The sequence below is a fragment of the Pararhizobium sp. A13 genome (genome assembly GCF_040126305.1).
Taxonomy (GTDB): Bacteria; Pseudomonadota; Alphaproteobacteria; order Rhizobiales; family Rhizobiaceae; genus Pararhizobium.
Window position 1 is genome coordinate 1,585,508 of record NZ_CP149510.1, and the last position, 25,790, is coordinate 1,611,297.

The 25,790-nt window shown below is 60.8% G+C and carries 25 protein-coding genes, 2 tRNA genes, 1 pseudogene and 1 riboswitch; of the genes and pseudogenes, 19 read left to right on the forward strand and 9 right to left on the reverse strand.

All coding sequences use genetic code 11. The features are described from left to right. Positions 1-260: 260 nt before the first annotated feature. The 3 genes from WI754_RS07665 to WI754_RS07675 all read left to right on the forward strand — a co-directional run bounded on the left by WI754_RS07665 (position 261) and on the right by WI754_RS07675 (position 3,816). Positions 261-1,472 (forward strand): MFS transporter, encoded by a 1,212-nt coding sequence (locus tag WI754_RS07665; RefSeq protein ID WP_349437094.1) that lies wholly within the window; start codon positions 261-263, stop codon positions 1,470-1,472. A 189-nt stretch (positions 1,473-1,661) separates the two neighbouring features. Further along, positions 1,662-2,813: an AI-2E family transporter gene (locus WI754_RS07670; RefSeq protein WP_349437095.1), complete on the forward strand. Its 1,152-nt coding sequence runs from the start codon at positions 1,662-1,664 to the stop codon at positions 2,811-2,813. Positions 2,814-2,988: 175 nt separating this feature from the next. After that, entirely contained in the window at positions 2,989-3,816 is an 828-nt protein-coding gene (locus tag WI754_RS07675) for a bifunctional allantoicase/(S)-ureidoglycine aminohydrolase (protein WP_349437096.1), read from the forward strand. Positions 3,817-3,844: 28 nt separating this feature from the next. Here the strand turns inward: WI754_RS07675 and WI754_RS07680 are convergent, their stop codons facing one another. Next, positions 3,845-4,033, reverse strand: coding sequence for a hypothetical protein (locus WI754_RS07680; protein ID WP_349437097.1), 189 nt, complete (start codon positions 4,031-4,033; stop codon positions 3,845-3,847). A 199-nt stretch (positions 4,034-4,232) separates the two neighbouring features. Beyond that, complete coding sequence (locus WI754_RS07685; RefSeq protein WP_349437098.1) at positions 4,233-4,394, reverse strand: hypothetical protein; 162 nt, start codon at positions 4,392-4,394, stop codon at positions 4,233-4,235. A 402-nt stretch (positions 4,395-4,796) separates the two neighbouring features. Here WI754_RS07685 and WI754_RS07690 point away from each other — a divergent pair, with 402 nt between their 5' ends. Further along, on the forward strand, positions 4,797-5,330 hold the full coding sequence (locus WI754_RS07690) for a group 1 truncated hemoglobin (RefSeq protein ID WP_349437099.1): 534 nt from the start codon (positions 4,797-4,799) through the stop codon (positions 5,328-5,330). Positions 5,331-5,572: 242 nt separating this feature from the next. Here WI754_RS07690 and WI754_RS07695 read toward each other — a convergent pair. Together WI754_RS07695 and WI754_RS07700 are read right to left on the reverse strand one after the other, a co-directional pair. Beyond that, positions 5,573-5,648: transfer RNA gene (locus WI754_RS07695), tRNA-Thr, on the reverse strand. Between the two features lie 123 nt (positions 5,649-5,771). After that, the gene (locus WI754_RS07700) at positions 5,772-6,731 is read right to left on the reverse strand and encodes a nitronate monooxygenase family protein (protein ID WP_349437100.1); all 960 of its coding nucleotides are present in this window, start codon (positions 6,729-6,731) and stop codon (positions 5,772-5,774) included. A 394-nt stretch (positions 6,732-7,125) separates the two neighbouring features. Between WI754_RS07700 and WI754_RS07705 the strand changes: the two genes are divergently transcribed. Continuing rightward, positions 7,126-8,262, forward strand: a complete 1,137-nt coding sequence (locus tag WI754_RS07705) for a biotin transporter BioY (protein WP_349437101.1) — start codon at positions 7,126-7,128, stop codon at positions 8,260-8,262. A 32-nt stretch (positions 8,263-8,294) separates the two neighbouring features. Here the strand turns inward: WI754_RS07705 and ppk2 are convergent, their stop codons facing one another. After that, positions 8,295-9,176: a polyphosphate kinase 2 gene (gene ppk2, locus WI754_RS07710; protein WP_349437102.1), complete on the reverse strand. Its 882-nt coding sequence runs from the start codon at positions 9,174-9,176 to the stop codon at positions 8,295-8,297. Positions 9,177-9,305: 129 nt separating this feature from the next. Between ppk2 and phoR the strand changes: the two are divergent. The 7 genes and pseudogenes from phoR (at position 9,306) to phoB (ending at position 17,117) form a co-directional block, all read left to right on the forward strand. Then, positions 9,306-10,561 (forward strand): annotated as a pseudogene (phoR, locus tag WI754_RS07715) (phosphate regulon sensor histidine kinase PhoR). A 194-nt stretch (positions 10,562-10,755) separates the two neighbouring features. After that, the gene (locus tag WI754_RS07720; protein ID WP_349437103.1) at positions 10,756-11,790 is read left to right on the forward strand and encodes a substrate-binding domain-containing protein; all 1,035 of its coding nucleotides are present in this window, start codon (positions 10,756-10,758) and stop codon (positions 11,788-11,790) included. Between the two features lie 98 nt (positions 11,791-11,888). Continuing rightward, positions 11,889-13,373 (forward strand): phosphate ABC transporter permease subunit PstC, encoded by a 1,485-nt coding sequence (pstC, locus tag WI754_RS07725; RefSeq protein ID WP_349437104.1) that lies wholly within the window; start codon positions 11,889-11,891, stop codon positions 13,371-13,373. Further along, positions 13,370-14,692 (forward strand): phosphate ABC transporter permease PstA, encoded by a 1,323-nt coding sequence (gene pstA, locus WI754_RS07730; RefSeq protein ID WP_349437105.1) that lies wholly within the window; start codon positions 13,370-13,372, stop codon positions 14,690-14,692. Before pstC ends, pstA begins: the two co-directional genes overlap by 4 nt. A 12-nt stretch (positions 14,693-14,704) precedes the next feature. Then, positions 14,705-15,520 carry a phosphate ABC transporter ATP-binding protein PstB gene (pstB, locus tag WI754_RS07735; protein ID WP_349437107.1) on the forward strand — a complete coding sequence of 272 codons (816 nt, stop codon included), beginning with the start codon at positions 14,705-14,707 and terminating at the stop codon, positions 15,518-15,520. A gap of 80 nt (positions 15,521-15,600) precedes the next feature. After that, positions 15,601-16,314, forward strand: a complete 714-nt coding sequence (phoU, locus tag WI754_RS07740) for a phosphate signaling complex protein PhoU (RefSeq protein WP_349437108.1) — start codon at positions 15,601-15,603, stop codon at positions 16,312-16,314. A 119-nt stretch (positions 16,315-16,433) separates the two neighbouring features. Further along, on the forward strand, positions 16,434-17,117 hold the full coding sequence (gene phoB, locus WI754_RS07745; RefSeq protein WP_018324025.1) for a phosphate regulon transcriptional regulator PhoB: 684 nt from the start codon (positions 16,434-16,436) through the stop codon (positions 17,115-17,117). A 70-nt stretch (positions 17,118-17,187) separates the two neighbouring features. Here phoB and WI754_RS07750 read toward each other — a convergent pair whose 3' ends face one another. Beyond that, positions 17,188-17,712, reverse strand: a complete 525-nt coding sequence (locus WI754_RS07750; protein WP_349437109.1) for a GcrA family cell cycle regulator — start codon at positions 17,710-17,712, stop codon at positions 17,188-17,190. Between the two features lie 432 nt (positions 17,713-18,144). On the opposite strand from WI754_RS07750, the gene WI754_RS07755 reads away from it, so the two are divergent. Genes WI754_RS07755 through WI754_RS07770 form a run of 4 tightly spaced genes read left to right on the forward strand, consistent with a single transcriptional unit; the run spans position 18,145 to position 21,577 of the window. Next, on the forward strand, positions 18,145-19,344 hold the full coding sequence (locus tag WI754_RS07755) for an aspartate aminotransferase family protein (protein ID WP_349437110.1): 1,200 nt from the start codon (positions 18,145-18,147) through the stop codon (positions 19,342-19,344). A 46-nt stretch (positions 19,345-19,390) separates the two neighbouring features. Then, positions 19,391-20,302, forward strand: coding sequence for an ornithine carbamoyltransferase (argF, locus tag WI754_RS07760; protein WP_349437111.1), 912 nt, complete (start codon positions 19,391-19,393; stop codon positions 20,300-20,302). 48 nt (positions 20,303-20,350) lie between these two features. Further along, entirely contained in the window at positions 20,351-20,569 is a 219-nt protein-coding gene (locus WI754_RS07765) for a hypothetical protein (RefSeq protein ID WP_349437112.1), read from the forward strand. Positions 20,570-20,587: 18 nt separating this feature from the next. Further along, entirely contained in the window at positions 20,588-21,577 is a 990-nt protein-coding gene (locus WI754_RS07770; RefSeq protein ID WP_349437114.1) for an Hsp33 family molecular chaperone, read from the forward strand. Positions 21,578-21,590: 13 nt separating this feature from the next. On the opposite strand, the gene apaG is transcribed toward WI754_RS07770, so the two are convergent. Then, a complete protein-coding gene (gene apaG / locus WI754_RS07775) occupies positions 21,591-21,983 on the reverse strand; it encodes a Co2+/Mg2+ efflux protein ApaG (RefSeq protein WP_349437115.1) in 393 nt (130 codons plus the stop codon). Between the two features lie 95 nt (positions 21,984-22,078). Here apaG and WI754_RS07780 point away from each other — a divergent pair, with 95 nt between their 5' ends. Then, positions 22,079-22,699 (forward strand): CDP-alcohol phosphatidyltransferase family protein, encoded by a 621-nt coding sequence (locus WI754_RS07780; protein ID WP_349437116.1) that lies wholly within the window; start codon positions 22,079-22,081, stop codon positions 22,697-22,699. A 51-nt stretch (positions 22,700-22,750) separates the two neighbouring features. On the opposite strand, the gene WI754_RS07785 is transcribed toward WI754_RS07780, so the two are convergent. Continuing rightward, positions 22,751-23,935, reverse strand: a complete 1,185-nt coding sequence (locus tag WI754_RS07785) for an O-succinylhomoserine sulfhydrylase (RefSeq protein ID WP_349437117.1) — start codon at positions 23,933-23,935, stop codon at positions 22,751-22,753. 45 nt (positions 23,936-23,980) lie between these two features. Further along, positions 23,981-24,059: riboswitch (SAM riboswitch) on the reverse strand. Positions 24,060-24,167: 108 nt separating this feature from the next. Between WI754_RS07785 and WI754_RS07790 the strand changes: the two genes are divergently transcribed. Continuing rightward, on the forward strand, positions 24,168-25,265 hold the full coding sequence (locus tag WI754_RS07790; RefSeq protein ID WP_349437118.1) for a 2'-deoxycytidine 5'-triphosphate deaminase: 1,098 nt from the start codon (positions 24,168-24,170) through the stop codon (positions 25,263-25,265). Positions 25,266-25,333: 68 nt separating this feature from the next. Continuing rightward, positions 25,334-25,407 (forward strand) — tRNA-Gly (locus WI754_RS07795). Between the two features lie 8 nt (positions 25,408-25,415). On the opposite strand, the gene WI754_RS07800 is transcribed toward WI754_RS07795, so the two are convergent. Further along, the gene (locus WI754_RS07800) at positions 25,416-25,574 is read right to left on the reverse strand and encodes a hypothetical protein (protein ID WP_349437119.1); all 159 of its coding nucleotides are present in this window, start codon (positions 25,572-25,574) and stop codon (positions 25,416-25,418) included. Between the last annotated feature and the right edge of the window lie 216 nt (positions 25,575-25,790).

Genomic DNA, 25,790 nt, shown 5'->3' on the forward strand with positions numbered 1-25,790 from the left:
TGAGGATGAAGCTTTTATTTCGCCTCATCAAGTACATTCCGGATTATATAACCTTAACGTAAACGTCAATATCTCGCCGGCTGTTTGGCGACGCATGGCCAGATTTCGCGGCATGTGCCTTGCAGCAATGTTTTGCGAGCAGGTGCGAAAAAGTATATTGCGTTGCAATAAGTCGAGGCTTCTCTCCCGATTTCACGCCTTGGCTTTCCATTTCAAGAACCAAATCCTTTGGGGCCGCATGGCTCCGGACAGGCCCATCCATGTCAGATGACGCTCTCTCTTCCATTCCGGTTGCCCGTTGGGGCGGCATTTCCAATGCCGAACTTGCGCTGGCGGTCGGCGGTTTCGGCATCGGCACAGGTGAATTTGCCATCATGGGCCTTCTGCCGCAGGTCGCGGACGATCTTTCCGTTTCAGTCCCCTATGCGGGGCACGTGATCAGCGCCTATGCGATCGGCGTCGTGGTCGGCGCGCCCCTGATCGCCGTCCTGGCTGCGCGGTTTTCCAGGCACAATGTCCTCATCGCCTTGATGGCCCTGTTTGCACTCGGCAACCTTGCCAGTGCCGTCGCTGGCAGTTTTGGCCTGCTCGTCGCGGCCCGCTTCCTCGCCGGCCTGCCGCACGGCGCCTATTTCGGGGTTGCCGCCCTCGTCGCCGCCGGCATGGTGGCGCCGCATCAGCGAGCCCGCGCCATCGGCCGCGTCATGATGGGGCTGACCGTCGCCACCCTTGTCGGAACGCCGCTTGCCGCCTGGTTCGGCCAGGCGCTCGGCTGGCGCGCTGCCTTTGCCATCGTCGGTGCTATCAGCGTGCTCACCGTTGTCCTCACATGGTTTTCCGTGCCGAAGGACCGCGCCAATCCCGCGGCGACGCCACTGAAGGAGCTTGGCGCACTTGGCAAAACCCAGGTCTGGCTGACGCTCGGCATCTGCGCCATCGGTTGCGGCGGCATGTTCGCGGTTTTCAGCTATATCACGCCGGCGCTGACGGAAGTGGCAGGCGTTTCGCTTGGCAGCGTCCCGATCATGCTCTCGGTCTTCGGCGCCGGCATGATTCTCGGCAACATCGTCGGCTCGCGCCTTGCCGATTGGTCGCTGCTGCCCGCCATCGGCATCGCGCTCGTTTTCAACCTCGTCGCTTACGTGCTGTTCTACTTCACCATGACGACGCCCTGGATGGCTATCGTCAACGTGCTGTTGATCGGCGGCGGCTTTGCCGTCGTTCCGGGCATCCAGACGCGGCTGATGGATGTGGCGGGCGAGGCTCAGACACTGGCTGCAGCACTCAGTCATTCCGCTTTCAACCTCGCCAATGCCCTCGGCGCCTGGCTCGGCGGCCTGTCGATCGCGGCTGGATATGGCTGGACTTCGACCGGCCTGGTCGGCGCCATGATGTCGGTCGCCGGCATCGGCATCTTCGTGTGGGCCGTCTTCCTCGATCGGTCGAAAGCGGCAAAGGTCGTCCTTCGGTAATGAAACGCTGCAATTTCGAGTGTTTCCGCGGTCGTTTCCCCGGCTGAAATTCGATTGTCATCCACTTGTGTTGACCATGCGCTCATACTTGCCTATGGCGCGTGTTTTCAGGCCCGCCGGAAACATGCGGAAACATGTGGCAAGCCGCGAGTTTTGCTGTCATCTTGACGACATGTGGAGGAATGCTTTTTGCAGTTGAGCAATCGCGAACGGAACGAACCGCCCTCTGAGCCGCGTCTTTTCGGCCGCCCGGCCCATGAACGCTCGGCGCTTGTCGGGCCGATAGCGGCCGCGCGCTGGCTGCTGGTCTTCGTGCTGCTCGCTGGCGTCTATTTCTTCCATGGTTTTCTGGTGCCGGTGCTCGCAGCACTTGTCATCGGTTTTGCCAGCTGGCCGATATACCGCAGGCTCCTGGCCGCGATCGGCGGCAACCGGACGCTTGGAGCGACCATTGCCATCATTGCCGTGATTTCCTTCATCGTTGCACCGATCTCGCTCGCCGCCGTCTATGCCGTCGATGAAGTTCGCGACTGGGTGGCCTGGACCATCGCGACCAACAAATTCGGCGCGCCTGTGCCGGTGTGGCTGACGCAGATTCCCGGCCTCGGCGTCTGGCTTGGCGCTCAATGGGCGAAATATGTCGGCCATCCCGGCGCGATCGGCGAATTGGTGCAGCTCGTCAGCGGTTCGAATATCGGCAACATCTACCGCGGTGTGCTCGTCGTCGGCGCTTCCGCCTTCCAATCGTTCCTGACGCTGCTTTTCATGCTCATCACGCTGTTTTTCGTCTATCGCGACGGTGAGAAACTGGTTGCCCAGCTTGACCGTCTCGGCGAACGTATCCTGCCGATGCGGTGGGAGCGCGTCTCGCGCATCGTGCCGCTGACCATCAGTTCGACCGTCACCGGCATGGGCGTCATCGCCATCGGCGAAGGCATCGTGCTCGGCGTCGCCTATTGGATGGCGGGCGTTCCGTCTCCGGTGACGCTTGGTATCATCACCGGCATCATGGCGCTGGTCCCCGGCGGCGCGCCGCTCTGTTTCACCCTGGTGTCGGTTTATCTTTTCTCCAGCGGCTCGCCAGTTGCCGCCGTCGCCCTGTTTGCCTGGGGAACCATCGAGCTGTTCATCGTCGACAAGACCCTGCGCCCGAGGCTCGTCGGCGGCCCGATCAGCCTCCCCTTCCTGCCGACCTTTTTCGGCCTCGTCGGTGGCGTCAAGACCATGGGTTTCCTCGGGCTCTTCGTCGGGCCGGTGCTGATGGCGCTTTTGGTGGCGATCTGGCGGGAATGGTTGCGCGAGGTGACGGACCAGCCGCCGCCAAGCCCGATCATCAAATAGGGACGATCGCATCGCCGGGTTGACGGTGATTTCCCCCTTTCTTGGCGAAACTCTATCCGAACATGAGGGGGAATTGCTGCGTGATCTCCGCGCTCCGTTGCGCTAATGATTGCGTGCGCCTTGCGGCCGCTTGCCGCCCGTCAGGGCTGATCCATTCGAGAGTCCAGGAAATCCGATGAACCGCACTTACTACGCCCCCACGGGCGGCGCTCCGCCGCAGACGCAGTTGCTTACCGATCGCGCCGTCTTCACCGAGGCCTATGCCATCATCCCCAAGGGCGTGATGATGGATATCGTCGCCAGTTACCTGCCCTATTGGGACAGCACCCGGGCGTGGGTTCTGTCGCGGCCGCTCTCCGGTTTTTCCGAGACCTTCTCGCAAAGCATCATGGAAGTGGGGCCGGGGGGCGGCAGCGACCGGCCGGAACCGGATACGGGCGCCGAGGGCGTTCTGTTCGTCGTGGAGGGTGAGCTGACCGTGACGCTGGACGGCAAGGTTCATCAGATGTCACCCGGCGGTTACGCTTTCATTCCGCCGGCAAGCGCCTGGTCGGTGCGCAACACCGGCGACAAGCCCGTGCGGTTCCATTGGATACGTAAGATCTACGAGGCCGTCGATGGTCTCGACGTGCCGCCTGCGTTGTTCCTCAACGAAGCGGATATCACGCCGGCCCCGATGCCGGGCACCGACGGAAAATGGGCGACGACGCGCTTCGTCGATACCGCGGATCTGCGCCACGACATGCATGTGACGATCGTCACCTTCGAACCGGGCGCGGTGATCCCCTTTGCCGAAACCCATGTCATGGAGCATGGCCTCTACGTGCTGGAAGGCAAGGCCGTCTACCGGCTCAATCAGGATTGGGTCGAGGTCGAGGCCGGGGATTATATGTGGCTGCGCGCCTTCTGCCCGCAGGCCTGTTATGCGGGCGGTCCCGGTAAATTCCGCTACCTGCTCTACAAGGATGTCAACCGCCACATGAAACTCAGGCCGCGGGCCTGAGCGCTCGGCGTTTACCTGCCGGAGCGCCTCAGGCAAGACCGGCAGGGATCGCCGGGATGGGGCGGTTGCTGCCATAGTCGCGCTGATGTGCGATGTGGCCGCGAACACGGCGCGGAGCGGCGTTGATCTCGATGACCGGTGGCTCGAAAGCGCCGTCGGCATAAGTGCCGGTGTCTGCCGTGTCGTCGCACTTGGCCTTGAGCAGATTGAAGATCATCTGAGTCCTCCCGGGTTTCGCGTCAACGGCCGATCCGCTGAAGTCCCACGCTGCTAACCGGAAAATAGTTAAAAAATTAACCATGTTTGCCGGAGAAGATCTGCAGCGCAGTTACCCGCATGACGGGAGAGAGTCATACGGGGTAGGTGTGACATCCTTGCGTCGGAGGTTTGTCATGCCGCAGGTTCATCGCGGCAGCTCAGTTCAGCGGCCGGGAAACCAGTTCTTCATTCAGTATTCTGAATGCTTCATCGAGCGCATCGACGAGAACGTCCGTCAGCCTGTCGGCGTTGTCTTCCTGCAGGAACAGCGCGATTGCTGCGTCCTGCGGGAGGGTCGAGTGTTCGATCGTGTTCGACATGTCATTGTCCTTCGCTGTCCGGCTTCATGCCGGGGAAAGGGCAAGGTATGCCGCGTCGCTTGCGCCGGGCTTGAACAACGGGTTTGCATCTGGTGTCAAAGGCAGTGCTGTTCATGCCATGAACACCGCAGAAGCATCGGTCGTATGAGGGCACAGTGCGGCGAGACACCGAGCCGATCCACATTGCCGAGATCGCGTCTTCCCTTGTTCGAGGGGCTGAGGACAAGGGTGATTTGCCTCGAGTTCGGTGCATTGACAATGCGGCGATGAAGAAGATCGATCTCGATCGCCAAGCGGCTGCCATGCTATAATGAATATCTAAATTAGAAATAAATAATTAACAGCATTGTCACCCGGCCCGAGCATGGGACTAAGCCGTGGACTGGAACCAAGGAGGTGACCATGACACAGGCTGTTTCGACTTTTATCACAAGACGAAGTGTGGTCGCAGGCCCAACGCTGGCCGCCGCTTCCGTCGCTGTTTTGGCAGGGACGGATAATTTGCGGGCCAACCAATCCATGCCTGAGAAAAGTCTGTACGAGCGTCTGGGCGGCGTCTTCGCTATTGCGGCGGTGGTGGATCACTTCAGCGACGCCGTCGTGAAAAACCCCGTCGTCGGCCAACAGTCCAAGAACCCGCAGCTGCGGGAATGGCACACCAAGAACCTGGAAAGGTTGCCCGGTCTGAAGTTCATGCGGACGCTGTGGGTCTGCGACGTTTCGGGTGGGCCCTTCCAGTTCACGGCCACCAAGCCCGGCACGACGCCGCTCGGTCTTGAGGAGGCCCACCGCGATCTCCGAATCTCCTCCGAAGAATTCGATGAGGTGGCAGCGGAACTCGCGCGGACCCTGGACTTCTTCAAGGTCCCGAAACGCGAGAAGGATGAAGTCCTGGCAGCCTTCGCGGCCCACAAAGACGAGGTCACCGCCGGCTAGGTCGCGACCGCTAGGCGCGCCTGAAACAGCAAGTGTGGCTTCCCGCACAACTGCCGATGGTGGGGAGGTGGGCAAGCGACCCCGGGGCGGGGACCTTGCGTCCCGTAGCGGAAACGCTTTTTCGGAACTAAACGTAGGGAAGGTGGATCATCTACTCGGTTCCTCTCGGTGGACCTCATAGGGTACCTCGGGGAACGCCAATGCCTTGCAATCGTTGAGAAATAGGCTTCTCGGATGGAAACTGGTGCCGCTTGCAGGACTCGAACCTGCGACCCCATCATTACGAATGATGTGCTCTACCACCTGAGCTAAAGCGGCCCGCAAACGTTCCGCGATGCAGCGGAGCGATGTGTGAGGGGCTGATACCTGCAAACCGATGGGATTTCAAGCCATCAGTTTGCAGAACCGGAAAAAACCTCGGGACGACGGAACGGCGCTGTTTTAGAGCGACAGTCTCTGGCGCGCCTCGTCATATTCGCGCGCAAGCCGATCGACCAAAGAAGTGACGGGCACGATCTCGGTGACGGCGCCGATGCCTTGGCCACAGCCCCAGATATCCTTCCAGGCCTTGGCGCCGGCCGTTGCGGTCTCGAAGTCCATCTTGGAAGGATCGGCCTCCGGCAGTTGCTCCGGATCCATGCCGGCGGCAATGATCGAGGGTTTTAGATAATTGCCATGGATACCGGTGAAATAGTTGGAATAGAGGATATCGCCCGCACTGCTGTCGACGATCATCTGTTTATAGGCGTCGCTGGCGCGCGCTTCGGTGGTGGCGATGAAGGACGAGCCGATATAGGCCATGTCGGCGCCCATCGCCTGTGCGGCAAGCACAGCGCCACCGGTGGAAATGGCGCCCGAGAGCAGAAGCGGCCCGTCGAACCATGTGCGGATTTCCTGGATGAGGGCGAAGGGAGAGAGCGTTCCGGCATGGCCGCCGGCGCCGGCGGCAACTGCGATCAATCCGTCGGCGCCCTTGCGGATCGCGGAATTGGCGTGTCGATTGTTGATGACGTCGTGCAGCACGATGCCACCGTAGGAATGGATCGCCGCATTGACCTCGGGAACGGCGCCGAGCGACGAAATGACGATCGGGACCTTGTATTTGACGCAGAGCATCAGATCGTGCTCGAGCCGCTTGTTGGACTTGTGGACGATCTGATTGACGGCGAAGGGTGCGGCCGGGCTGCTGGGATTGCGGGCGTTGTGGGCAGTCAGCTCTTCGGTGATCTCGGCCAGCCACTCATCCAGCTGTGCTTCCGGCCGGGCATTGAGCGCCGGAAACGAGCCGACGACGCCTGCCTTGCACTGGGCGATCGTCAGCGCCGGATGCGAGATGATGAACAGGGGGGCTGCGACGACGGGCAGCCGCGTGGTGCCGTTGAGAATGGCTGGCAATGACAAGAATTCGCTCCCGTTTCAATTTTTGACGTTTCCGTAAACGTAAGAACTTTATCAGCGTCGTTGGATTTTGCAAAGGGTGCTTAAGTCGCGTCGGCGCGGCAAATCGGGTAAAATCCTCTATGTTTTCCCCGGCGCCGGCCGTCAGTTTTGACGTGCGAGGCTTGCAGATCGCGGCGCCAACCGTTACCCAATTGTTAACACATCCAAAAGCGCGTCGGGTTCACCGGAACGATGGCCGCGATGACGGATGTTTGTGGAACCGGAGCGCTGCCGTATCGCAACGTTTTTGGGCAATGTTGGTTGCATGTCTGCCCGGCTCCGGGGCTTCGGCCCCAGCGCGACATGCCCTTGCGGAGCGACCGATACCGGTCGTCTGCATCAAGAAGGACGGACAGTGAGCGGACTGGAAACTGCCATCAGACATGCGCTGGAGCGCTCCGACCGGACGAATTCCGAAACACGCGCGCGCATCTACCAGTCGGCGCGAAACGCGCTCGAGGCGGGTCTCAGGAAGCAGGACGTGCATGATCCGAACGTGATCGCACAGCAGCGCCATCGCCTTGAAGCAATCATCCACGCCATCGAGGTGGAGGAGCGCGCAGCGCTGAAGGCTGCCTCCGTGCCGCCACCGGTCAGCATTGATACCGGCAGTGGTAGGAGCAATGCCGCGTCGGCGGAACTCGATGACGGAATTCACATGCCGCCGGAACGGGGGCCGGCCGAAGGCGTCAGCCCCGTCGTTGATGGTGGCCTTGCCGGTCTGCGTCCCGAACGCCGTGAGGCAAGCCGCGCACCAGAGGCCGCCGCCGTCGAGCCGGTCTCCGGCAAGCGCGGCAGAGGTGTCAAGGTTGTCCCGCCAAAACCCCGCCGCCGCAAGCGCGGCAGTTTCCTGTCCTTCGTCATGGTCGTGACGACCCTCGTCGCCGCCTTCGGAACGGCCGCTTGGTGGGTGCAAACCAGCGGACTTCTGAAATCTGCCGCAGAGCGCGATACCAGCGTCGCCAATCCGCCCTCGACGGTGCAGTCCGAGGATTTCGACGGCGCAGAAGGCCTGAAGACGCTTGGAAGCGAGTCGGGCTTCTCCGGCGACTGGGTCGAGGTTTTCAAGCCCGCCGACCAAGCCAACGTCACGGCTGGCAACCGCGCCTCGGCCGATCCGGTCAGCGACGAGAATGGGCAGCGCCTGCGCATCACCTCCGCGACGGCGGACGCGGACGGCAATGTCCTCATCGAGATTCCGGCTTCGGTGCTCGGGCAGATTTCCGGCAAGACGTCGACGGTCGCGCTCAGCGTCCAGTCGGATGCAGGCAAGCAGACCCAGTTCGCCGTCGAATGCGATTTCTCCTCGCTCGGCGATTGTGGGCGCCATCGGTTCACGGTGAACGAGGAAAAGAGCGACATGCTGTTCAAGGTGACGTTCGATCGTAGCTTGGCGCCAAGCGCACCCGGCCATATGCTGATCAACAGCGACGTGACCGGCGCCGGCAACAGCCTCAGCCTGTTCGCCGTGCGTATTCTTCCCGGGCAATAATAGCTGTCGCCGTATAAAGCAGCGGCGGCGCGCTACTTCACAAAGCCCGGTCCGAAACCGAGAATCTTGTTGTCGATCTCACCGATCGCGCCCTCGTCCTTGCCGTCATAGTCAAGCGTCTTCAGCATATAGCGGATCAGGTTGAGGCGGGCGCGGCGCTTGTCGTTGGTGCGCACGACCGTCCACGGCGCGTGCTCGGTATGGGTTTGTACGAGCATCTGGTCGCGGGCCTCGGTGTAGAGATCCCATTTCGTCAGCGCGGCGATATCCATCGGCGAGAGCTTCCAGACCTTCAGCGGATCGTGGCGCCGGTCGTGGAACCGTTTCAACTGCATCTCGCGGCCGATATCCAGCCAGAATTTGAAGAAATGAATACCGTCGCCGGTGATCAGCTTTTCAAATCGCGGCGTCTGTTTGAGAAAATGTGCATGCTGCTCCGGCGTGCAGAAGCCCATGACCGGCTCGACGCCGCCGCGGTTGTACCAGGAGCGGTCGAACATGACGAATTCGCCGGCTGTCGGGAAATGCGTGACATAGCGCTGGTAGTACCACTGGCCCTTCTCCGTTTCCGTCGGCTTGGTCAGCGCCACCACGCGCGCGGAGCGCGGGTTCATGTAGGATCGCGTCGCATAGATCGCGCCGCCCTTTCCGGCGGCATCGCGGCCCTCGAAAATCGCCATCACGCGTTTGCCGGTTGCCTGCTGCCAGAACTGTACCTTGACGAGTTCGATCTGCAGCTTTTCCAGCAGGGCGTCATAGGCATCGTCGTCGAGTTTCTTGTCGTAGGGATAGTCGCCTGAGGCCAGCGCTTGCCTGTCGATCCAATCCGGCAATTCAGGATTATCGATATCGAAAACGCGCTGTTTGCCGTTGACGACGAGTTCGACCGGCTGATTTTTCTCAATTTCTGCCATGATGGTCCCGCCCCTGCTTCATTGTGCGGCCGGTCGCCGATTTCATGGGAGGAGGCCACAATTGAATTGCGAATTCAAGCATCCCGTGAAAATCATTGTCATGAACCTCCGATATCACCGGTTGATTGCATGCCGGTAAGAGAGAGTATTTTGGAAGAAACAAGAACAGTCTGGGAGCGTCTCAAGGACAGGGCCAGCGCGGAAAAGTGGATCATCGGCCTGTCGACCATCGTGACGGCCGTGCTCATTCTGTCCGGCATCCACACGGTCGCTGCGCTCCTGTTCTGGCTTGTGTGGATGGCGGCGCTTTTCAACCGTTCGGCCAACCCCACGCCGCCCGCCATGCCTGCGGTCGAACCTGTGGCCGAGGAGGCCGATCTCGGTATGCTTGCAGCCGCCTTCAACGCGCTCGACACGCCAATCCTGGTCGTCGCGCCCGATGAGACCGTGGTTCTGCAGAACCACGCGGCCGAAAAGGCCTTCGGCACCATCCCGCCGAAAACGGACCTGTCGGCGCGGGTTCGCTCGCCCGGCATTCTCGACATGGTCCGCGAGACGATCGTCACCGGTAAGGCGAACCAGATCGAGCATTCCGAGCGTTTCCCGTCGGAATCGGTCTATATCGTGCGCGTCGCTCCAGCCGAAATCGGATCGCCGAAGGAGCGACGATACGTTCTTTCCTATCGCGACATATCGCAGGCGCGCCGCATCGACCGGATGCGCTCCGATTTCGTTGCCAATGCAAGCCATGAACTGAGGACGCCACTCGCCTCGCTGCGCGGTTTCATCGAAACGCTGCAGGGCCCCGCGCGCAACGATCCCAAGGCGCACGAGAAATTCCTCGGCATCATGCACGAGCAGGCGACGCGAATGAGCCGCCTTGTCGATGATCTGCTTTCGTTGTCGCGGCTGGAACTCAAATCCCACATTGCGCCGGACGAGGCGGTCGATCTCGCGCCGCTGGTCATGTTCGGGATGCGCTGTCGCCGCTGGCCGAGGATGTCGGTGTGGAGATTTCACTGGTCGTGCCGGATGATCCGGTCGTTGTTCAGGGCGACCGCGATGAATTGACCGAGGTTTTCGAGAACCTGATCGAAAACGCCTGCAAATATGGCCAGGAGGGGAAAATGGTCGAGGTGACACTCTCCGGTGGTGGTGACGCGCCGGCCGAAGTGTCCGTCCGCGATCATGGACCGGGTATCCCGGCCGAGCACGTTCCGCGTATTACCGAACGATTCTACCGGGTTAACGTAGAGGCCAGCCGGTCGAAAAAGGGCACGGGTCTGGGACTTGCCATCGTCAAGCATATCCTCACCCGCCACCGCGCCAGATTGCTCGTCCAATCCGAAATCGGCAAGGGCACGGTGTTTACCGTGAGGTTTTGACACAAACGCGTCGTTTAGATTGTTGCAATTAAAAAAATCATAACAATTTCAATCGCATAAGGTGTCACAAATGTTTCGTGAATTTGACATAAAAGGTGAGGCCATCGGGCGCTAACTAGGGCGGCCGATCGACACGGCGAAAGCGAGCGCTGATGAAAAGCGCACCCACACAAGCCCATTCTGGGAGAATTCTGATGAAAGCCTTGAAACTCACTGTTGCAGCTTTGGTTGCATCCGCCGCTTTTGCAGGCGTTGCGATTGCCCGCGACCAGATCCAGGTTGCCGGTTCCTCGACGGTTCTGCCTTACGCAAAGATCGTCGCTGAAACCTTCGGCGAAACCTTCCCCGACTTCAAGACCCCGATCGTTGAATCGGGCGGCACCGGTGGCGGCCTGAAGGAATTCTGCAAGGGCGTTGGCCCGGAAACGATCGACATCGCCAATGCTTCGCGCAAGATCAAGGACAGCGAACTCGAGACCTGCAAGGCTGCCGGTGTCACCGAGATCCAGGAAGTCAAGATCGGTTATGACGGCATCGTCTTCGCAACCGACGCAGGCAACGCCGACCTGAAGCTGGTTCCGCAGGACCTCTACCTCGCTCTGGCCGCTGAAGTCGTCGTCGACGGCAAGCTCGTTGCCAACCCCTACAAGAAGTGGTCGGAAGTCAACAAGGACCTTCCGGACGTTGAAATCGCTGCTTACATCCCGGGCGAGAAGCACGGCACCCGCGAAGTCTTCGAAGAAAAGATCCTGGCTGCTGGCTGCAAGGCCGCCGGCGCTATCGACGTCATCAAGGGCCTCGTTGCCGATGAAAAGGAAGCCGCCAAGAAGTGCGTCGCAGTCCGCAAGGACGGCCTGGCTGTCGACATCGACGGCGACTACACCGAAACGCTTGCTCGCATCGCTTCCAACAAGAACGGCATCGGCGTCTTCGGTCTCGCCTTCTTTGAAAACAACGCCGACAAGCTGAAGGTCGCAACCGTTAACGGCATCGTTCCATCGGTCGAAACGATCGCTTCCGGCGAATATCCGGTTTCCCGCCCGCTGTTCTTCTACGTCAAGAAGGCGCATCTCGGCGTGATCCCGGGCCTCAAGGAATATGTCGAGTTCTTCCTTGACGACCAGATGATCGGCCCGGACAGCCCGCTCGCAGCCTATGGCCTGGTTTCGGCTCCGGACGCTGAGCGCGAAGAAGGCCGCAAGGCTTTCGAAGCCGGCAACATGCTCTAATCAGCTGAGCAATATCCGGCACGGCAATTTTGCCGTGCCGGACCTCCCAAGTTCGGATTTGCCGGTTTTCCATGGTTGGAGGCCGGGGGGACATGTCGATGAACACATCATTTATATTTTTGCTTATTTTGATTGTTGGCTTCGCGGCCTATCTCGCCGGGCGCTCCCGGGCTCTCGCGACTTCGAACGGCAAGCTCTCGGTTCTCCATTCTCTTCCTGGATATCACGGTACCTATGCGGCGATCTGCGCGATCATCCCGGCGGCGATTGTTCTTGCCGTCTGGGCAGTGGCCGCGCCGGCCTACATCGATAGCAGCGTGCGCGGCGCACTCCCGGAAACGGTGCTGAGCCAGGGTGTGGCAACCACCGAGCTCGCGCTCGGCCAGGTGAAGTCCGTTGCCAACGGTTTGAAGCTGCTGGATGACGCGGAATTGGCCGCGCTCAACAATGGTTCAGCCAATCTGCGCGAAGTGTTGGCCGCAAAAGGTGTTCCGCTTGCCGGCGACGGCGAAGCCTACATGATCAAATCCGCCACGCAGTTCAATCAGATGACTGCGACAAGTCGCGTTTTGATGGCGGTCGTGGTTCTCCTGATCTCCGTTGCCGGTGCCGTCTTCGCGCTGCGCGGCATCTCCGCGCCCTTCCGCGCCCGCAATCAGGTCGAGCGTGTCATGCTTTGGACGCTGATGCTCGCCTCATCCATCGCCATCCTGACGACGATCGGCATCGTCGGCTCGATGCTGTCGGAAGCGATCCGCTTCTTCAATTCGGTTTCGCCGGTCAGTTTCTTTTTCGGCACCGTCTGGGATCCGCGTTTCGCTGCCGCTGGCAGCGAGGCGACGCAAGGCCAGTTCGGCCTCTTGCCGCTCCTCGCAGGCACGCTCTACATCGCTTTCGTCGCCATGCTCTTTGCGGTGCCGATCGGGCTCTTCGCGGCGATCTACATGTCCGAATATGCACGGCCTGCGGTCCGCTCGATCGCCAAGCCGCTGCTTGAAATCCTGGCCGGCATCCCGACCATCGTCTACGGCTTCTTCGCGCTCGTCACGGTCGGCCCGTTCCTGCGTGATATTTCCGCCCAGCTGAACGGCCTCGTCACCGGCAACTACGTCTCCTTCATTCAGGCGCAGAGCGTTCTGACCGCCGGTATCGTCATGGGCATCATGCTCATCCCGTTCGTGTCCTCGCTTTCCGATGACATCATCACCCAGGTGCCGCGTGCCCTGCGCGACGGCTCGCTCGGGCTCGGAGCCACCCGGTCGGAAACGATCAAGAAGGTCGTTCTGCCGGCAGCACTCCCGGGCATCGTCGGCGCGCTGCTTCTCACCGCATCGCGTGCCGTCGGTGAAACCATGATCGTGGTGCTTGCGGCTGGTGTTGCCGCGCGCATGCAGCTCAATCCCTTCGAAGCGATGACGACGGTGACCGTCAAGATCGTCAATCAGCTGACCGGCGACCTTGAGTTCAACTCGCCGCAGACGCTAGTGGCTTTCGCGCTCGGGATCACGCTGTTCTGCATCACGCTCTGCCTCAACATCTATGCACTCTATATTGTGCGCAAATATCGGGAACAGTACGAATGACCGAGATCGTTTCCTCTTCGTCCCCCGCCTTCGTGCGCCCCGCTGTAGCCAGACGCGATATCGGCATCAAGCGCCGCTACGCCGCCGAACGCCGCTTCCGTGCCTATGGCATGGCGGCGATCCTCACCGGCCTGTTCTTCCTGTTCGTCCTTCTCTGGACGGTCATTTCGAACGGCTACACGGCCTTTCAGCAGACCACGATCACGCTGCCGATCGAGTTTGCCGAAAAGGTCATCGACCCGAAGAACGAGCGTACGACAAACCCGTCCAAGCTGATGACGGCCAACTATCCGCTCCTGGTGCGTGACGCCCTCGTCAAGGCGCTCGGCATCGACCCGGCCAATAGGGCTCAGGTCAAGAGGGCCACGGACATGGTTTCGGCCAGTGCCCGCATCCAGTTGCGCGACATCGTCATTGCCAATCCTTCGGTGATCGGCACCACCGTGAACGTGCCGCTGCTTGCCGAAGGCAACATCGACAGCGCCAACAAGGGCCAGATCGATCTCAAGGTCGAGGAATCCAAGCGCAAGGTCAACGACCAGCAGATCGGCTGGATGAAGACGCTGACCGACAGCGGTGCGATGACGAAGGACTTCAATACGGGTATCTTCACCTTCGGCGCCTCGAGCCGCCCGGAAGCGGCCGGCATCGGTGTGGCCGCCCTCGGCTCGCTCTACATGATGCTGATCGTGCTTGCATTGGCGCTGCCGATCGGCGTCGCCGCGTCCATCTATCTCGAAGAGTTCGCGCCGAAGAACCGGTTGACCGACCTCATCGAGGTCAACATCAACAACCTCGCCGCCGTCCCGTCGATCGTCTACGGTCTGCTTGGTCTGTCGATCTTCATCAACTTTGCCGGAATGCCGCGCTCGGCAGCGTTGGTGGGCGGCCTGGTACTGACGCTGATGACCCTTCCGACGATCATCATCGCCACCCGCGCGGCGCTGAAGGCCGTGCCGCCATCGATCCGCGCGGCTGCCCTCGGCCTCGGCGCCTCGAAGATGCAGACCATCTTCCACCACGTGTTGCCGCTCGCCATGCCAGGCGTGCTGACCGGCACGATCATCGGTCTTGCGCACGCGCTCGGCGAAACTGCGCCGCTGCTCCTGATCGGCATGGTGGCCTTCGTTGTCGATTTTCCCGGTTCGCCGATGGAACCCTCTACCGCGTTGCCTGTGCAGATCTACATGTGGGCCAATGAAGCTGAACGTGCATTTGTCGAACGCACCTCGGGCGCAATCATCATTCTGTTGATTTTCCTCGTGGTTATGAACCTTGGCGCAATCCTGTTGCGGCGTCGCTTTGAGCGTCGCTGGTAGTGAGGTAAGAACATGAACATGATGTCAGAAGCAGCAGTTGAAAAGGCGCTGGATCAGAAAATGAACACCGTTCCCTTCAAGATGATCGGTAAGGATGTTTCGGTCTATTACGGCGAGAAGCGCGCGCTTTTCGACGTGAACCTCAACGTTCGTGAAAACACGGTCACGGCCCTGATCGGCCCGTCCGGCTGCGGCAAGTCGACCTTCCTGCGCACCTTGAACCGCATGAACGATACCATCGACAACTGCCGGGTCACCGGCAAGATCACGCTCGACGAGGACGATATCTACGATCCGAATATCGACGTCGTCGAACTGCGTGCCCGCGTCGGCATGGTCTTCCAGAAGCCGAACCCCTTCCCGAAGTCGATCTACGAGAACGTCTCCTATGGCCCGAGGATCCATGGTCTGGCACGCTCCAAATCCGATTTCGACCAGATCGTCGAACAGAGCCTGCAGAAGGCAGGCCTCTGGAACGAGGTGAAGGATCGTCTGCAGGAGCCGGGCACCGGTCTCTCGGGTGGTCAGCAGCAGCGTTTGTGCATCGCGCGCGCCGTTGCCGTCAGCCCGGAAGTCATCCTGATGGACGAACCCTGCTCGGCCCTGGACCCGATCGCGACCGCGAAGGTCGAGGAACTGATCCACGAATTGCGCGCCAACTTCACCATCGTCATCGTCACCCACTCGATGCAGCAGGCGGCACGTGTTTCGCAGCGCACCGCCATGTTCCATCTCGGCAATCTCGTCGAGGAAAACGACACCGACAAGATGTTCACCAATCCGGACGACCAGCGCACACAGGACTACATCATGGGCCGCTTCGGCTGACGATTTGCTTTGCCGCTTTCCTCACGCAGGGAAGCGGCGGCGCCCTTGAAACCGGATCGTGATCGCAAGGAACGACAACCATGTCTACGCAACATATTGTTTCCGTCTATGACGAAGACCTCAAATACCTCAACCGGCGCATCTCCGAGATGGGCGGTCTTGCCGAGCAGATGGTCGCCGAATCCGTGCGCGCGCTGGTCAATGCCGACCTCGCGCTTGCTCAGAAGGTCATCTCCGACGATACCATCCTCGACGAGGCCGAGCGCCAGATCGGCGAAAAGGCGATCGTCACCATCGCCAAGCGCCAGCCGATGGCCGCCGACCTGCGCGAAATCATGGGTTCCATCCGTATTGCCGCAGATCTCGAGCGCGTCGGCGATCTCGGCAAGAACACGGCAAAGCGGGTGATCGCGGTTTCCAGCGCCAGCTTGCCGCGCCAGCTCGCCCGGGGCCTCGAGCACCTGGCCGAACTCGCGCTGATGCAGCTCAAGGAAGTGCTCGACGTCTATGCGTCGCGTTCGCCGGAAAAGGCCAACAGCATTCGCGAGAGGGACAACGAAATCGACGCGATTTACACGTCGCTGTTTCGCGAACTCTTGACCTACATGATGGAAGATCCGCGCAACATCACGCCGTGCACGCATCTTCTGTTCTGCGCCAAGAACATCGAGCGCATCGGCGACCATGCCACCAACATTGCCGAAACGATTTACTACATGGCGACCGGCGCCCAGCCGGTTGGTGAACGTCCGAAGGACGATACTGCCAACACCGTCGGCGCGATCGGCAATTGATTTTGCTGCGCCGGATCAAACAGAAGTAAGTGAATTCTTACATTTGACTGCCCGGCCGGCCTTGGGCCGCCGGGCGAGCCCCTTGCAATGAGGGCAAGGCGTCAAGGAGTTGAGACCGCATGCTGCCAAGAATTGCCGTTGTCGAAGACGAGGAGGCGCTGAGCGTTCTCCTGCGTTACAATCTTGAGGCCGAAGGGTTTGAAGTTGATACGATCAACCGTGGCGATGAAGCGGAAATCCGCCTTCAGGAACGCCTGCCGGATCTCTTGATCCTCGATTGGATGCTGCCGGGTGTTTCCGGCATCGAGCTGTGCCGCCGGCTTCGCCAGCGCTCTGAGACCGAGCGCCTGCCGATCATCATGCTGACGGCGCGCGGCGAAGAGAGCGAACGGGTACGCGGTCTTGCCACCGGCGCCGACGATTATGTGGTCAAGCCGTTCTCGACCCCGGAGCTGATGGCACGCGTCAAGGCAATGCTGCGCCGCGCCAAACCGGAAGTGCTGTCGACGCTGCTGAAATGTGGCGATATCGAACTCGACCGCGAAACCCACCGCGTCCACCGCAAGACCCGCGAGGTCCGATTGGGCCCGACCGAATTCCGGCTGCTGGAATTCTTCATGGCCTCGCCCGGCCGGGTCTTTTCGCGCTCGCAGCTCTTGGATGGCGTCTGGGGTCACGACATCTACGTCGACGAGCGCACTGTCGACGTTCACGTCGGCCGCCTGCGCAAGGCACTGAACTTCTCCAACATGCAGGACGTGATCCGCACCGTGCGCGGCGCCGGATATTCACTGGAGAGCTGATTGCATTTTGAGCGACGCATGAAAAAAGGGGCCGGCTGGCCCCGTTTTTCATGTTCAGCAATCCGTCGTCTCAGCGAGCCCGGCGGCGCTCGCCGGAAGGCTGGTAGGCCAGCTTCGCGTGGAAGGTGCAGTAGGGCGAAGTGTCGGGCGAGTCGTTGCCGCAGAAGTGGAACTCTTCCTTCATCGGATCGCCGATCGGCCACTTGCAGGTGCGGTCGGTAAGCTGGGTCAGTGCCAGACGGCGAGACATCGGCACGACCACGTTGCTGACCGGTGCGACGTCCTGATCCTCGATGGCGTCGATTTCCACCTCTTCCTTCATGACGGTGGCACCCGTGGTGCGTGTCACGGTGCGGGTGGTCATGCGCGCGGCGTAGTTGGGCGCACGCGGCGCGGACGTTGCTGGACGTTTGGTGCGGGCGGTGGTCGCGGTGCTGCCACCGGCCTTGGCACGGCCAGGCAGGCAAAGTCGGTGGACCTTGCCGATAACCGCGTTTCGGCTGACGCCGCCGAGCTGGGCGGCGATCTGGCTCGCGCTCAATCCTTCTGACCACAACTTCTTGAGTTTCTCGACCCGCTCGTCAGTCCAGTTCATGGTCTTCTCTCCATTCACAGCGTTGGTGATGGTCGAATCCTCCACCGACCCCCGGACAGGTGCCGAGGTTGAAACGCGATAACTCTTTTGGTGACTAGGTCCGCCGCATGCGTTCTAGTAATTGTTTGTTAAGGTAGAGGTAGGGGGACTCGCTGACAAGAGTCCCCGGAATCCGAGCGAATCGATTTTCGAGTTTTCCCCAACTTGCTTGGCATGCGTGGCATTTTTGCAAGAGTGCTCGTTCGAAAAAATCGATGTCGCGACACTGGCGCGATTTGCCGCAAATCACGGGCTTTTGTTGACATTGCGGTGCGAAATGAAGATAGTGATTTTGCCGCCGCGAGGCGGCATTTTGATTTTTTAAGGGCTGGCCACAGTCCAACGTAGAAGCTGACCGAAACAATCACCGCGATGATTGAGGAGATATGCGCCATGGCCGATGCCACGCCGCTTTATGACACATATGCCCGCGCGCCCTTGCGGTTCGAGCGCGGCGAAGGCGTCTGGCTGGTTGCGGAGGACGGTACGCGCTATCTCGATTTCGCCGCCGGCGTGGCGGTCAATTCGCTCGGTCATGCCCATCCGCACCTCGTTTCAGCGTTGAAGGAGCAGGCCGACAAGGTCTGGCATCTCTCCAATCTCTATGAAGTTCCCGGCCAGGAGAGCCTCAGCCGCCGCCTGACGGAGGCGACCTTCGCCGACAAGGTGTTCTTCACCAATTCGGGTGCGGAAGCGCTGGAATGCGCCATCAAGACGGCGCGGCGCTATCACTTTTCCAAGGGGCATCCGGAAAAGTTCCACATCATCACCTTCGAGGGCGCCTTCCATGGCCGGACGCTCGCGACCATCGCGGCCGGCGGTCAGGCAAAGTATCTCGAAGGTTTCGGCCCCAAGGCTCCGGGCTTCTACCAGGTTCCTTTCAACGACATGACCGCCCTCAAGGCTGCCATCACGGAGGAAACCGCCGCGATCCTGATCGAGCCGATCCAGGGCGAAGGTGGTATCCGCACGGTTTCCAAGGAGTTCCTGCTGGAGCTGCGCTCGCTCTGCGACGAATACGGCCTGCTTCTGATCCTCGACGAGGTCCAGTGCGGCATCGGTCGGACCGGCAAACTGTTTGCCTATGAATGGGCGGGCCTCACGCCCGACATCATGGCCGTCGCCAAGGGCATCGGCGGCGGTTTCCCGCTCGGCGCCTGCCTTGCGACAGCGGATGCGGCTTCCGGCATGGTCGCCGGAACGCATGGGTCGACCTATGGCGGCAATCCGCTGGCGATGGCTGTCGGCAACGCGGTGCTCGACGTTGTATTGGCCGATGGTTTCCTGCAGCATGTCCGCGACGTGGCGCTGGTTTTCCGCCAGGGCCTTGCCTCGCTTGCCGATCGTTTCCCCGATGTCATCGAGGAAATCCGCGGCGAAGGCCTGATGCTCGGCATCAAGGCCAAGGTGCCGTCCGCAGACCTGCTCAAGGCGATCCGCGCCGAGCAGCTTCTGGCCGTGCCTGCGGGTGAAAATGTCATCCGCCTGCTGCCGCCGCTGGTGACGACGGCCGAGGAGGCCCGCGAAGGCCTGGCGCGGCTCGAGCGCGCCGCCGAACAGCTGACGGTGGAACGACGAAAGGCCTCGGCCTGAACGACGTTCCCCTTCCCAAGCTGAAAACACAGGACTTTGAAATAGAATGGCCAGACACTTTCTCGACCTTTCTGCCATGACGACAGGCGATCTGCGGGCGATCATCGACGACGCTCGTGTCCGCAAGGCGGCGACCAAGGCCGGCACGGCCGAAAAGCCGCTTGCCGGCAAGATGCTGGCGATGATCTTCGAGAAGCCGTCGACGCGCACGCGCGTGTCCTTCGATGTCGGCATGCGCCAGCTCGGCGGCGAGACGCTGTTCCTCTCCGGCACCGAGATGCAGCTCGGCCGCGCCGAAACCATCGGCGACACGGCCAAGGTGCTGTCGCGCTATGTCGATGCCATCATGATCCGCACGACCGATCACACGCGCCTGCTGGAGCTTGCCGAGCATGCGACCGTGCCCGTGATCAACGGCCTGACGGACACCACGCATCCCTGCCAGATCATGGCCGATATCATGACCTTCGAGGAACATGCAGGTCCCGTGAAGGGCAAGACCATTGCCTGGACCGGCGACGGCAACAATGTGTTGCATTCCTTCGTCGAAGGTTCCGCCCGTTTCGGCTATCGGATGAACATGGCCGTTCCGCTGGGTTCCGAGCCGGACGACAGGATCCTCAACTGGGCCCGCAACAATGGCGGCGACATCAAGCTCTATCACGACGCCGATCAGGCGGTCGAGGGCGCCCATTGCGTGGTCACCGATACCTGGGTGTCGATGAACCAGGAACATCGCGCCCGCGGCCACAATGTCTTCCAGCCGTTCCAGGTCAATGCGGCGCTGATGGCGAAGGCCGACAAGGACGCGCTGTTCATGCATTGCCTGCCTGCGCATCGCGGCGAAGAAGTGACCGACGATGTGATCGACGGCAAGCAGTCGGTCGTGTTCGACGAGGCGGAAAACCGCCTGCATGCGCAGAAATCGGTTCTCGCCTGGTGCCTCGGGGCGCTTTGAGGAGCGCTTCACCGCGCATATTGAAAACCGGACCGCGGCACCCGATCTATGCTGCAATTGGATGACCGGCGGGTAGCTCAGCCTCCTGTGCCGGTCATTCGCGTCCAGAATATCCAACCATCCGTAGCGCTGTCTGCAGCGGGAGCGAGAAGCGCAAGCAGCCGTTTTTTCAGTGACGATCTGGACAAAACGGACCTGCGCAGGATCAATAAGAGCATCGGACATCGCGTCGCCAAAGGCTTTGACCTTTTTGGCATGGATGACTGAGGGCTAAGGAGCAGAGTGATGACGGAAACCATACCGGGCCTCGGCCAGTTCGATTTTGCCGGCGACGATCATGTCGTGCCGTTTCAGGTGGAGGGCCTCGATGTGCGCGGTCGTGCCGTCCAGCTCGGCCCGATGCTCGACGCCATTCTCGAACGCCACAATTATCCGCTGCCAGTCGCCCGTCTCGTTGCCGAAACGGTGGTGCTGACGGTCCTGCTCGGCACCTCGCTGAAATTCGAGGGCAAGCTGATCGTCCAGACGAAAAGCAACGGTCCGGTCGATCTGGTCGTCGCCGATTTCTCGACGCCGGACCGGGTGCGCGCCTATGCCCGCTACGATGAAGAAGCCCTGTCGCTCGCCGAAGAGAATGGCCTCACCAAGCCGCAGCATTTGCTGGGTGAAGGCATTCTTGCCTTCACCATCGACCAGGGCGCGCATACGCAGCGGTATCAGGGCATCGTGCCGCTCGATGGCGCCTCGCTCGAAGAGATCGCCGGCGTCTATTTCCGCCAGTCGGAGCAAATCCCGACCAAGGTGCGCCTCGGCGTCGCCGAATTGCTCGACCGCGACGAGAACGGCAAGCCGCGGCATCGCTGGCGGGCGGGCGGCATGGTTGCGCAGTTCCTGCCGGAAGCACCTGAGCGCATGCGCCAGGCGGATCTGCACGGTGGCGACGGTGACGACGGTGAGAATGCCTTCGAGGTCGACGATCTCTGGGATGAAGCGAGCGTCATGGTCCAGACCATCGACGCCGACGAACTCACAGATCCGACGGTCGGCACCGAACGTCTGCTCTACCGGCTGTTCCATGAGCGCGGCGTCAAGGTCTATCCGCCCCAGGCGGTTTACGACAAGTGCAGCTGTTCACGCGAGAAACTCCGCGACGTGCTGGCAAGTCTCAGCCAGGAGGATCTTGATCACGCGGCGGAGGACGGAATGGTATCGGTCACCTGCGAATTCTGCTCGACCACCTATCGTTTTGAGGCAACAGAAGTGAGGCCGCAGTAAAAAAGCTGCGGCCCTAGTTCAAGGTCCGGGCCTGGCCGGGGGAGTCCAGCGAGAAAGCGGGAATGTCGACCGTGAAGGTATCGCCCTCCGGTGTTTCCATCGAATAATGGCCGAACATCACGCCTGACGGTGTATCGAGCGGGCAGCCTGACGAATATTCATAGGTATCGCCGGGATTGAGAACCGGCTGCTCGCCGATGACGCCCGGCCCATTCACTTCGTCCACCTGGCCGTTTTCGTCGGTGATATGCCAGTAGCGCGTCATCAGCCGCACGGTCCTGCCGGAAAAGTTGGAGATCAGGATGCGGTAGCCCCAGACATAACGGCTGTCCTCCGGATCGGACTGCTCCTCCAGATAATAAGGCTCTACGGTCACCTCGATATCGCGAGTTAGCGCGCGGTACATATGCAAACCCTTTTCAAGTCTTTGCGCGATATTCTACAGCAAGATGGTTTCGTCAAGAATAACGTACAGCGTAAACTGTTAGGATAGGGCACAGCATGCTCGACGGTCACTTCAGGAAGCGGCTTGATCCCTGGCTCGATCGCGCCGGCAGGGCTTTGGCGCGCCGCGGTATCAGCGCGAATACGGTCACGATCACCGGCTTTCTGCTCGGATTGGCCGCCGCCATTGCCATCGTTCTCGACGCTTTCGCCTGGGGTTTTATTCTGATCGGCGCAAGCCGGATCTGTGACGGACTGGACGGCGCCGTCGCACGCGCGACTGACAGCACGGATTTCGGCGGCTTCCTCGATATCGTGCTCGATTTCGCCTTCTACGGCCTCATTCCTTTCGCGTTCATCCTGGCCGATCCCTATGAGAACGGCGCTGCCGGCGGGCTGCTTCTTCTCTCTTTCTATATCAATGGTGCGAGCTTTCTCGCTTTCGCCGTCATGGCCGAGAAGCGCGGCCTCGCCACGGATGCGCGGGGCGCGAAGTCGCTCTATTTCACCACGGGTTTTGCCGAGGCAACGGAAACGATTGTCGTCTTCCTCGCCTTCTGCCTGTTGCCGCACTGGTTTTCGGAGATCGCCATCGGCTTTTCACTTGTCTGTTTCTACACGGCGCTGTCGCGCGTCATTTTGGCGCGGACAAGTTTCAGGACTGAAAAGCAGGCATAGAAAAACGCCCGCGTCCGGCCGGACACGGGCGTTCGAAACAAAAGCCGAAAATCAGGCCTTCACGGATTTCAGCGCCCGGGCGAAATCGTCGATCAGGTCCGCGCTATCCTCGATACCGGCGGAGAAGCGCACGGTGCCAGGCGAAATGCCGAGCTCAGTGCGGGCTTCGTCCGACAGGTTCTTGTGCGTCGTCGTCGCCGGATGGGTGATCAGGCTCTTCGAGTCGCCGAGATTGTTGGAGATCAGCACGACATCCAGCGCGTTCTGCAGCGCGAAGGCCGCTTCCTTGCCGCCCTTCAGTTCGAAGCAGACCAGCGTCGATCCGCCCTTCATCTGCCGGGCAATGATATCGGCCTGCGGATGATCCTTGCGGCCCGGATAGATCACGCGGGCGACCTGCGGCTGCTCGGCAAGGAAGTCGGCGACCCGCGAAGCGTTCTCGCTCTGCTGGCGCACGCGCAGCGGTAGGGTCTCGATGCCCTTCAGCAGCGTCCAGGCATTGAACGGCGACAGCGCCGGGCCGGTATGGCGGAAATAGTCGTGCAGGTGCTCGTTGATCCACTCCTTGTCGGAGAGGATGACGCCGCCGAGGCAGCGGCCCTGGCCATCGATATGCTTGGTGGCGGAATAGACGACGATATGGGCGCCGAGTTCCAGCGGCTTCTGCAGCAGCGGTGTCGCAAAGACGTTGTCGACAACGACCTTGGCACCGACCGCATTGGCGAGCCTGGCAACGCCGGCGATATCGACGACTTCCAGCGTCGGATTGGTCGGGCTTTCGAGGAAGAAAACCTTGGTGTTCGGCTTGACCGCCTTTTCCCAGTTCTCGAGGAAACGCCCGTCGATCAGCGTGCATTCGATGCCGTATTTGGGCGCCAGTGTCTCCACCACCCAGCGGCAGGAACCGAACAGGGCGCGGGCCGCGACGATATGGTCGCCGGCCTTGAGCTGGCAGAGAATGGCGGCTGAAACCGCCGCCATGCCGGATGCCGTGGCGCGCGCATCCTCGGCGCCTTCCAGCATGCACATGCGCTGTTCGAACATGTCGTTGGTCGGGCTGCCGTAGCGGGCGTAGATGAAGCCGTCGGTCTCGCCCTTGAAGCGCGCCTCGGCGGCTTCCGAGCTGTCATAAACGAAGCCCTGGGTCAGGAAGATGGCTTCTGAGGTTTCGCCGTGGTTCGAACGGGTCGTGCCGCCATGAACGAGCTGTGTTGCCGGGCGCCAGTTTTTGCTCATCGGATCGTCGCTTTCACAAACAAAAAAACCGGCCGCAAAAGCAAGCCGGTTTCGAACCCGGCCTTTTTAGCTATTTGTTTAACGTGGCTGCAAGCCGACCGGCCAAATCACCACGGGATAAGTCAGTATTTACTGATTAGCCGCGCTTGCGTCAATTCCCGGGAACAAGAAGATATGTCACGGGGACAATTTGGTTTATGACGTGCCGGTTCCGGCAACAAGGAAGATAGAAATGACGAGGGCCACAGGCATTCTAGCCGATCGCGCGATTGCAGCGTTGTTTGATGCGGGGCGTTTGAAAAGCGAAAGCAAGCTGGATATCGATCAGATCCAGCCGGCAAGCCTTGATCTGCGTCTGGGGTCGAAAGCCTTCCGCGTGCGCGCCAGCTTCATGCCCGGACCCAGCCACCTTGTGGCCGACAAGCTCGACCGGTTGAAGCTGCACGTCATCGATCTCTCCGAAGGGGCCGTGCTTGAGACCGGCTGCGTCTATATCGTGCCGCTGATGGAACGCCTCGACCTGCCACCCGGCATGTCGGCGTCTGCCAATCCCAAGAGCTCGACCGGCCGCCTCGATATTTTCACCCGCGTCATCACCGACCGGGCGCAGGAATTCGACAAGATCCCGGCCGGATATTCCGGCCCGCTCTATCTCGAAATCAGCCCGCGCACGTTTCCGGTGATCGTGCGGCGCGGCTCGCGGCTGTCGCAGATCCGCTTTCGCATCGGCCATGCGCTTCTCAGCGAAGCCGAGGTCCTCGCGCTGCATGAAAGCGATGTGCTGGTCGCAAGCGAAAAGCCGAACGTCTCCGGCGGCGGCATTGCCCTTTCGATCGACCTCAAGGGGACCGGCGCCGACGGCCTGATCGGCTATCGCGGCAAGCACCACACGGCCGTTGTCGATGTCGACAAGAAGGCCGAGCATGGCATCTTCGATTTCTGGGAGCCGCTCTATAGCCGCGGCCGCGACGAGCTGATCCTCGATCCAGATGAGTTCTACATCCTCGTCTCGCGCGAAGCGGTGCATGTGCCGCCGCTCTATGCCGCCGAAATGACACCGTTCGATCCGCTGGTCGGCGAATTCCGGGTCCACTATGCCGGCTTCTTCGATCCCGGCTTCGGCCATGCCTTTGCCGGCGGAACGGGAAGTCGCGCCGTGCTCGAAGTCCGCAGCCACGAGGTCCCGTTCATCCTGGAGCACGGCCAGATCGTCGGCCGTCTGGTCTATGAGTACATGATGGAGCAACCGGAAGGCCTTTATGGGCTTGATCTCGGCTCCAACTACCAGGCGCAGGGCCTGAAGCTCTCCAAGCATTTCCGTGCGGAATAAATAGCCGCCTGTAAATTCGGATGCCGCCTTGACAGCGGGCGGTGCTTGGTGGAAACCTCGCAGCCGTTGCGGGTATGATGTAGTGGTAGCTTGTCAGCTTCCCAAGCTGATCGTGCGGGTTCGATTCCCGCTACCCGCTCCACCGTCTTCCTATGTTTCGTTGACCGGAGCATGCGGCGTCTTGTTCCAGGAGAACGGATTGGTCTGGAGTTCCACCACGGCCCTCCAGGCGGCGAGCGACATGATCAGCCAGTAGAACGGCACGAAGGCCCAGCGCCTTCCAACGGTAGGTCTTTCCCTGCCCCCCATCCGGTTGCGTCCGAGCGCAATGAAGACGGCGTAGCTGCCGAAGATGTTGACGATATCGCAGACGGTTTCGCTGATTTTTCCGGAGGCGAGAAGTTCCTACTCGACAGTCGTGCCGTGCTCATTGGCGAGCAGCATCGCTTGCGCAATCAAGGGTTTGCCGATGCCCATCTGCAGCAGCAGGCAGCCTTCGCCTGTCAGGCGCTTCATTTGCGGTAG

What these genes read in the sequence shown, in the direction of transcription:
- WI754_RS07665 (WP_349437094.1), top strand. Translation starts at nt 261, where the DNA reads ATGTCAGATGACGCTCTCTCTTCCATTCCGGTTGCCCGTTGGGGCGGC.
- WI754_RS07675 (WP_349437096.1), top strand. Translation starts at nt 2,989, where the DNA reads ATGAACCGCACTTACTACGCCCCCACGGGCGGCGCTCCGCCGCAGACG.
- WI754_RS07680 (WP_349437097.1), bottom strand. Translation starts at nt 4,033, where the DNA reads ATGATCTTCAATCTGCTCAAGGCCAAGTGCGACGACACGGCAGACACC.
- WI754_RS07685 (WP_349437098.1), bottom strand. Translation starts at nt 4,394, where the DNA reads ATGTCGAACACGATCGAACACTCGACCCTCCCGCAGGACGCAGCAATC.
- WI754_RS07690 (WP_349437099.1), top strand. Translation starts at nt 4,797, where the DNA reads ATGACACAGGCTGTTTCGACTTTTATCACAAGACGAAGTGTGGTCGCA.
- ppk2 (WP_349437102.1), bottom strand. Translation starts at nt 9,176, where the DNA reads ATGGCAGAAATTGAGAAAAATCAGCCGGTCGAACTCGTCGTCAACGGC.
- WI754_RS07720 (WP_349437103.1), top strand. Translation starts at nt 10,756, where the DNA reads ATGAAAGCCTTGAAACTCACTGTTGCAGCTTTGGTTGCATCCGCCGCT.
- pstC (WP_349437104.1), top strand. Translation starts at nt 11,889, where the DNA reads ATGAACACATCATTTATATTTTTGCTTATTTTGATTGTTGGCTTCGCG.
- pstA (WP_349437105.1), top strand. Translation starts at nt 13,370, where the DNA reads ATGACCGAGATCGTTTCCTCTTCGTCCCCCGCCTTCGTGCGCCCCGCT.
- pstB (WP_349437107.1), top strand. Translation starts at nt 14,705, where the DNA reads ATGAACATGATGTCAGAAGCAGCAGTTGAAAAGGCGCTGGATCAGAAA.
- phoU (WP_349437108.1), top strand. Translation starts at nt 15,601, where the DNA reads ATGTCTACGCAACATATTGTTTCCGTCTATGACGAAGACCTCAAATAC.
- phoB (WP_018324025.1), top strand. Translation starts at nt 16,434, where the DNA reads ATGCTGCCAAGAATTGCCGTTGTCGAAGACGAGGAGGCGCTGAGCGTT.
- WI754_RS07750 (WP_349437109.1), bottom strand. Translation starts at nt 17,712, where the DNA reads ATGAACTGGACTGACGAGCGGGTCGAGAAACTCAAGAAGTTGTGGTCA.
- WI754_RS07755 (WP_349437110.1), top strand. Translation starts at nt 18,145, where the DNA reads ATGGCCGATGCCACGCCGCTTTATGACACATATGCCCGCGCGCCCTTG.
- argF (WP_349437111.1), top strand. Translation starts at nt 19,391, where the DNA reads ATGGCCAGACACTTTCTCGACCTTTCTGCCATGACGACAGGCGATCTG.
- WI754_RS07765 (WP_349437112.1), top strand. Translation starts at nt 20,351, where the DNA reads ATGCTGCAATTGGATGACCGGCGGGTAGCTCAGCCTCCTGTGCCGGTC.
- WI754_RS07770 (WP_349437114.1), top strand. Translation starts at nt 20,588, where the DNA reads ATGACGGAAACCATACCGGGCCTCGGCCAGTTCGATTTTGCCGGCGAC.
- apaG (WP_349437115.1), bottom strand. Translation starts at nt 21,983, where the DNA reads ATGTACCGCGCGCTAACTCGCGATATCGAGGTGACCGTAGAGCCTTAT.
- WI754_RS07780 (WP_349437116.1), top strand. Translation starts at nt 22,079, where the DNA reads ATGCTCGACGGTCACTTCAGGAAGCGGCTTGATCCCTGGCTCGATCGC.
- WI754_RS07785 (WP_349437117.1), bottom strand. Translation starts at nt 23,935, where the DNA reads ATGAGCAAAAACTGGCGCCCGGCAACACAGCTCGTTCATGGCGGCACG.
- WI754_RS07790 (WP_349437118.1), top strand. Translation starts at nt 24,168, where the DNA reads ATGACGAGGGCCACAGGCATTCTAGCCGATCGCGCGATTGCAGCGTTG.
- WI754_RS07800 (WP_349437119.1), bottom strand. Translation starts at nt 25,574, where the DNA reads ATGGGGGGCAGGGAAAGACCTACCGTTGGAAGGCGCTGGGCCTTCGTG.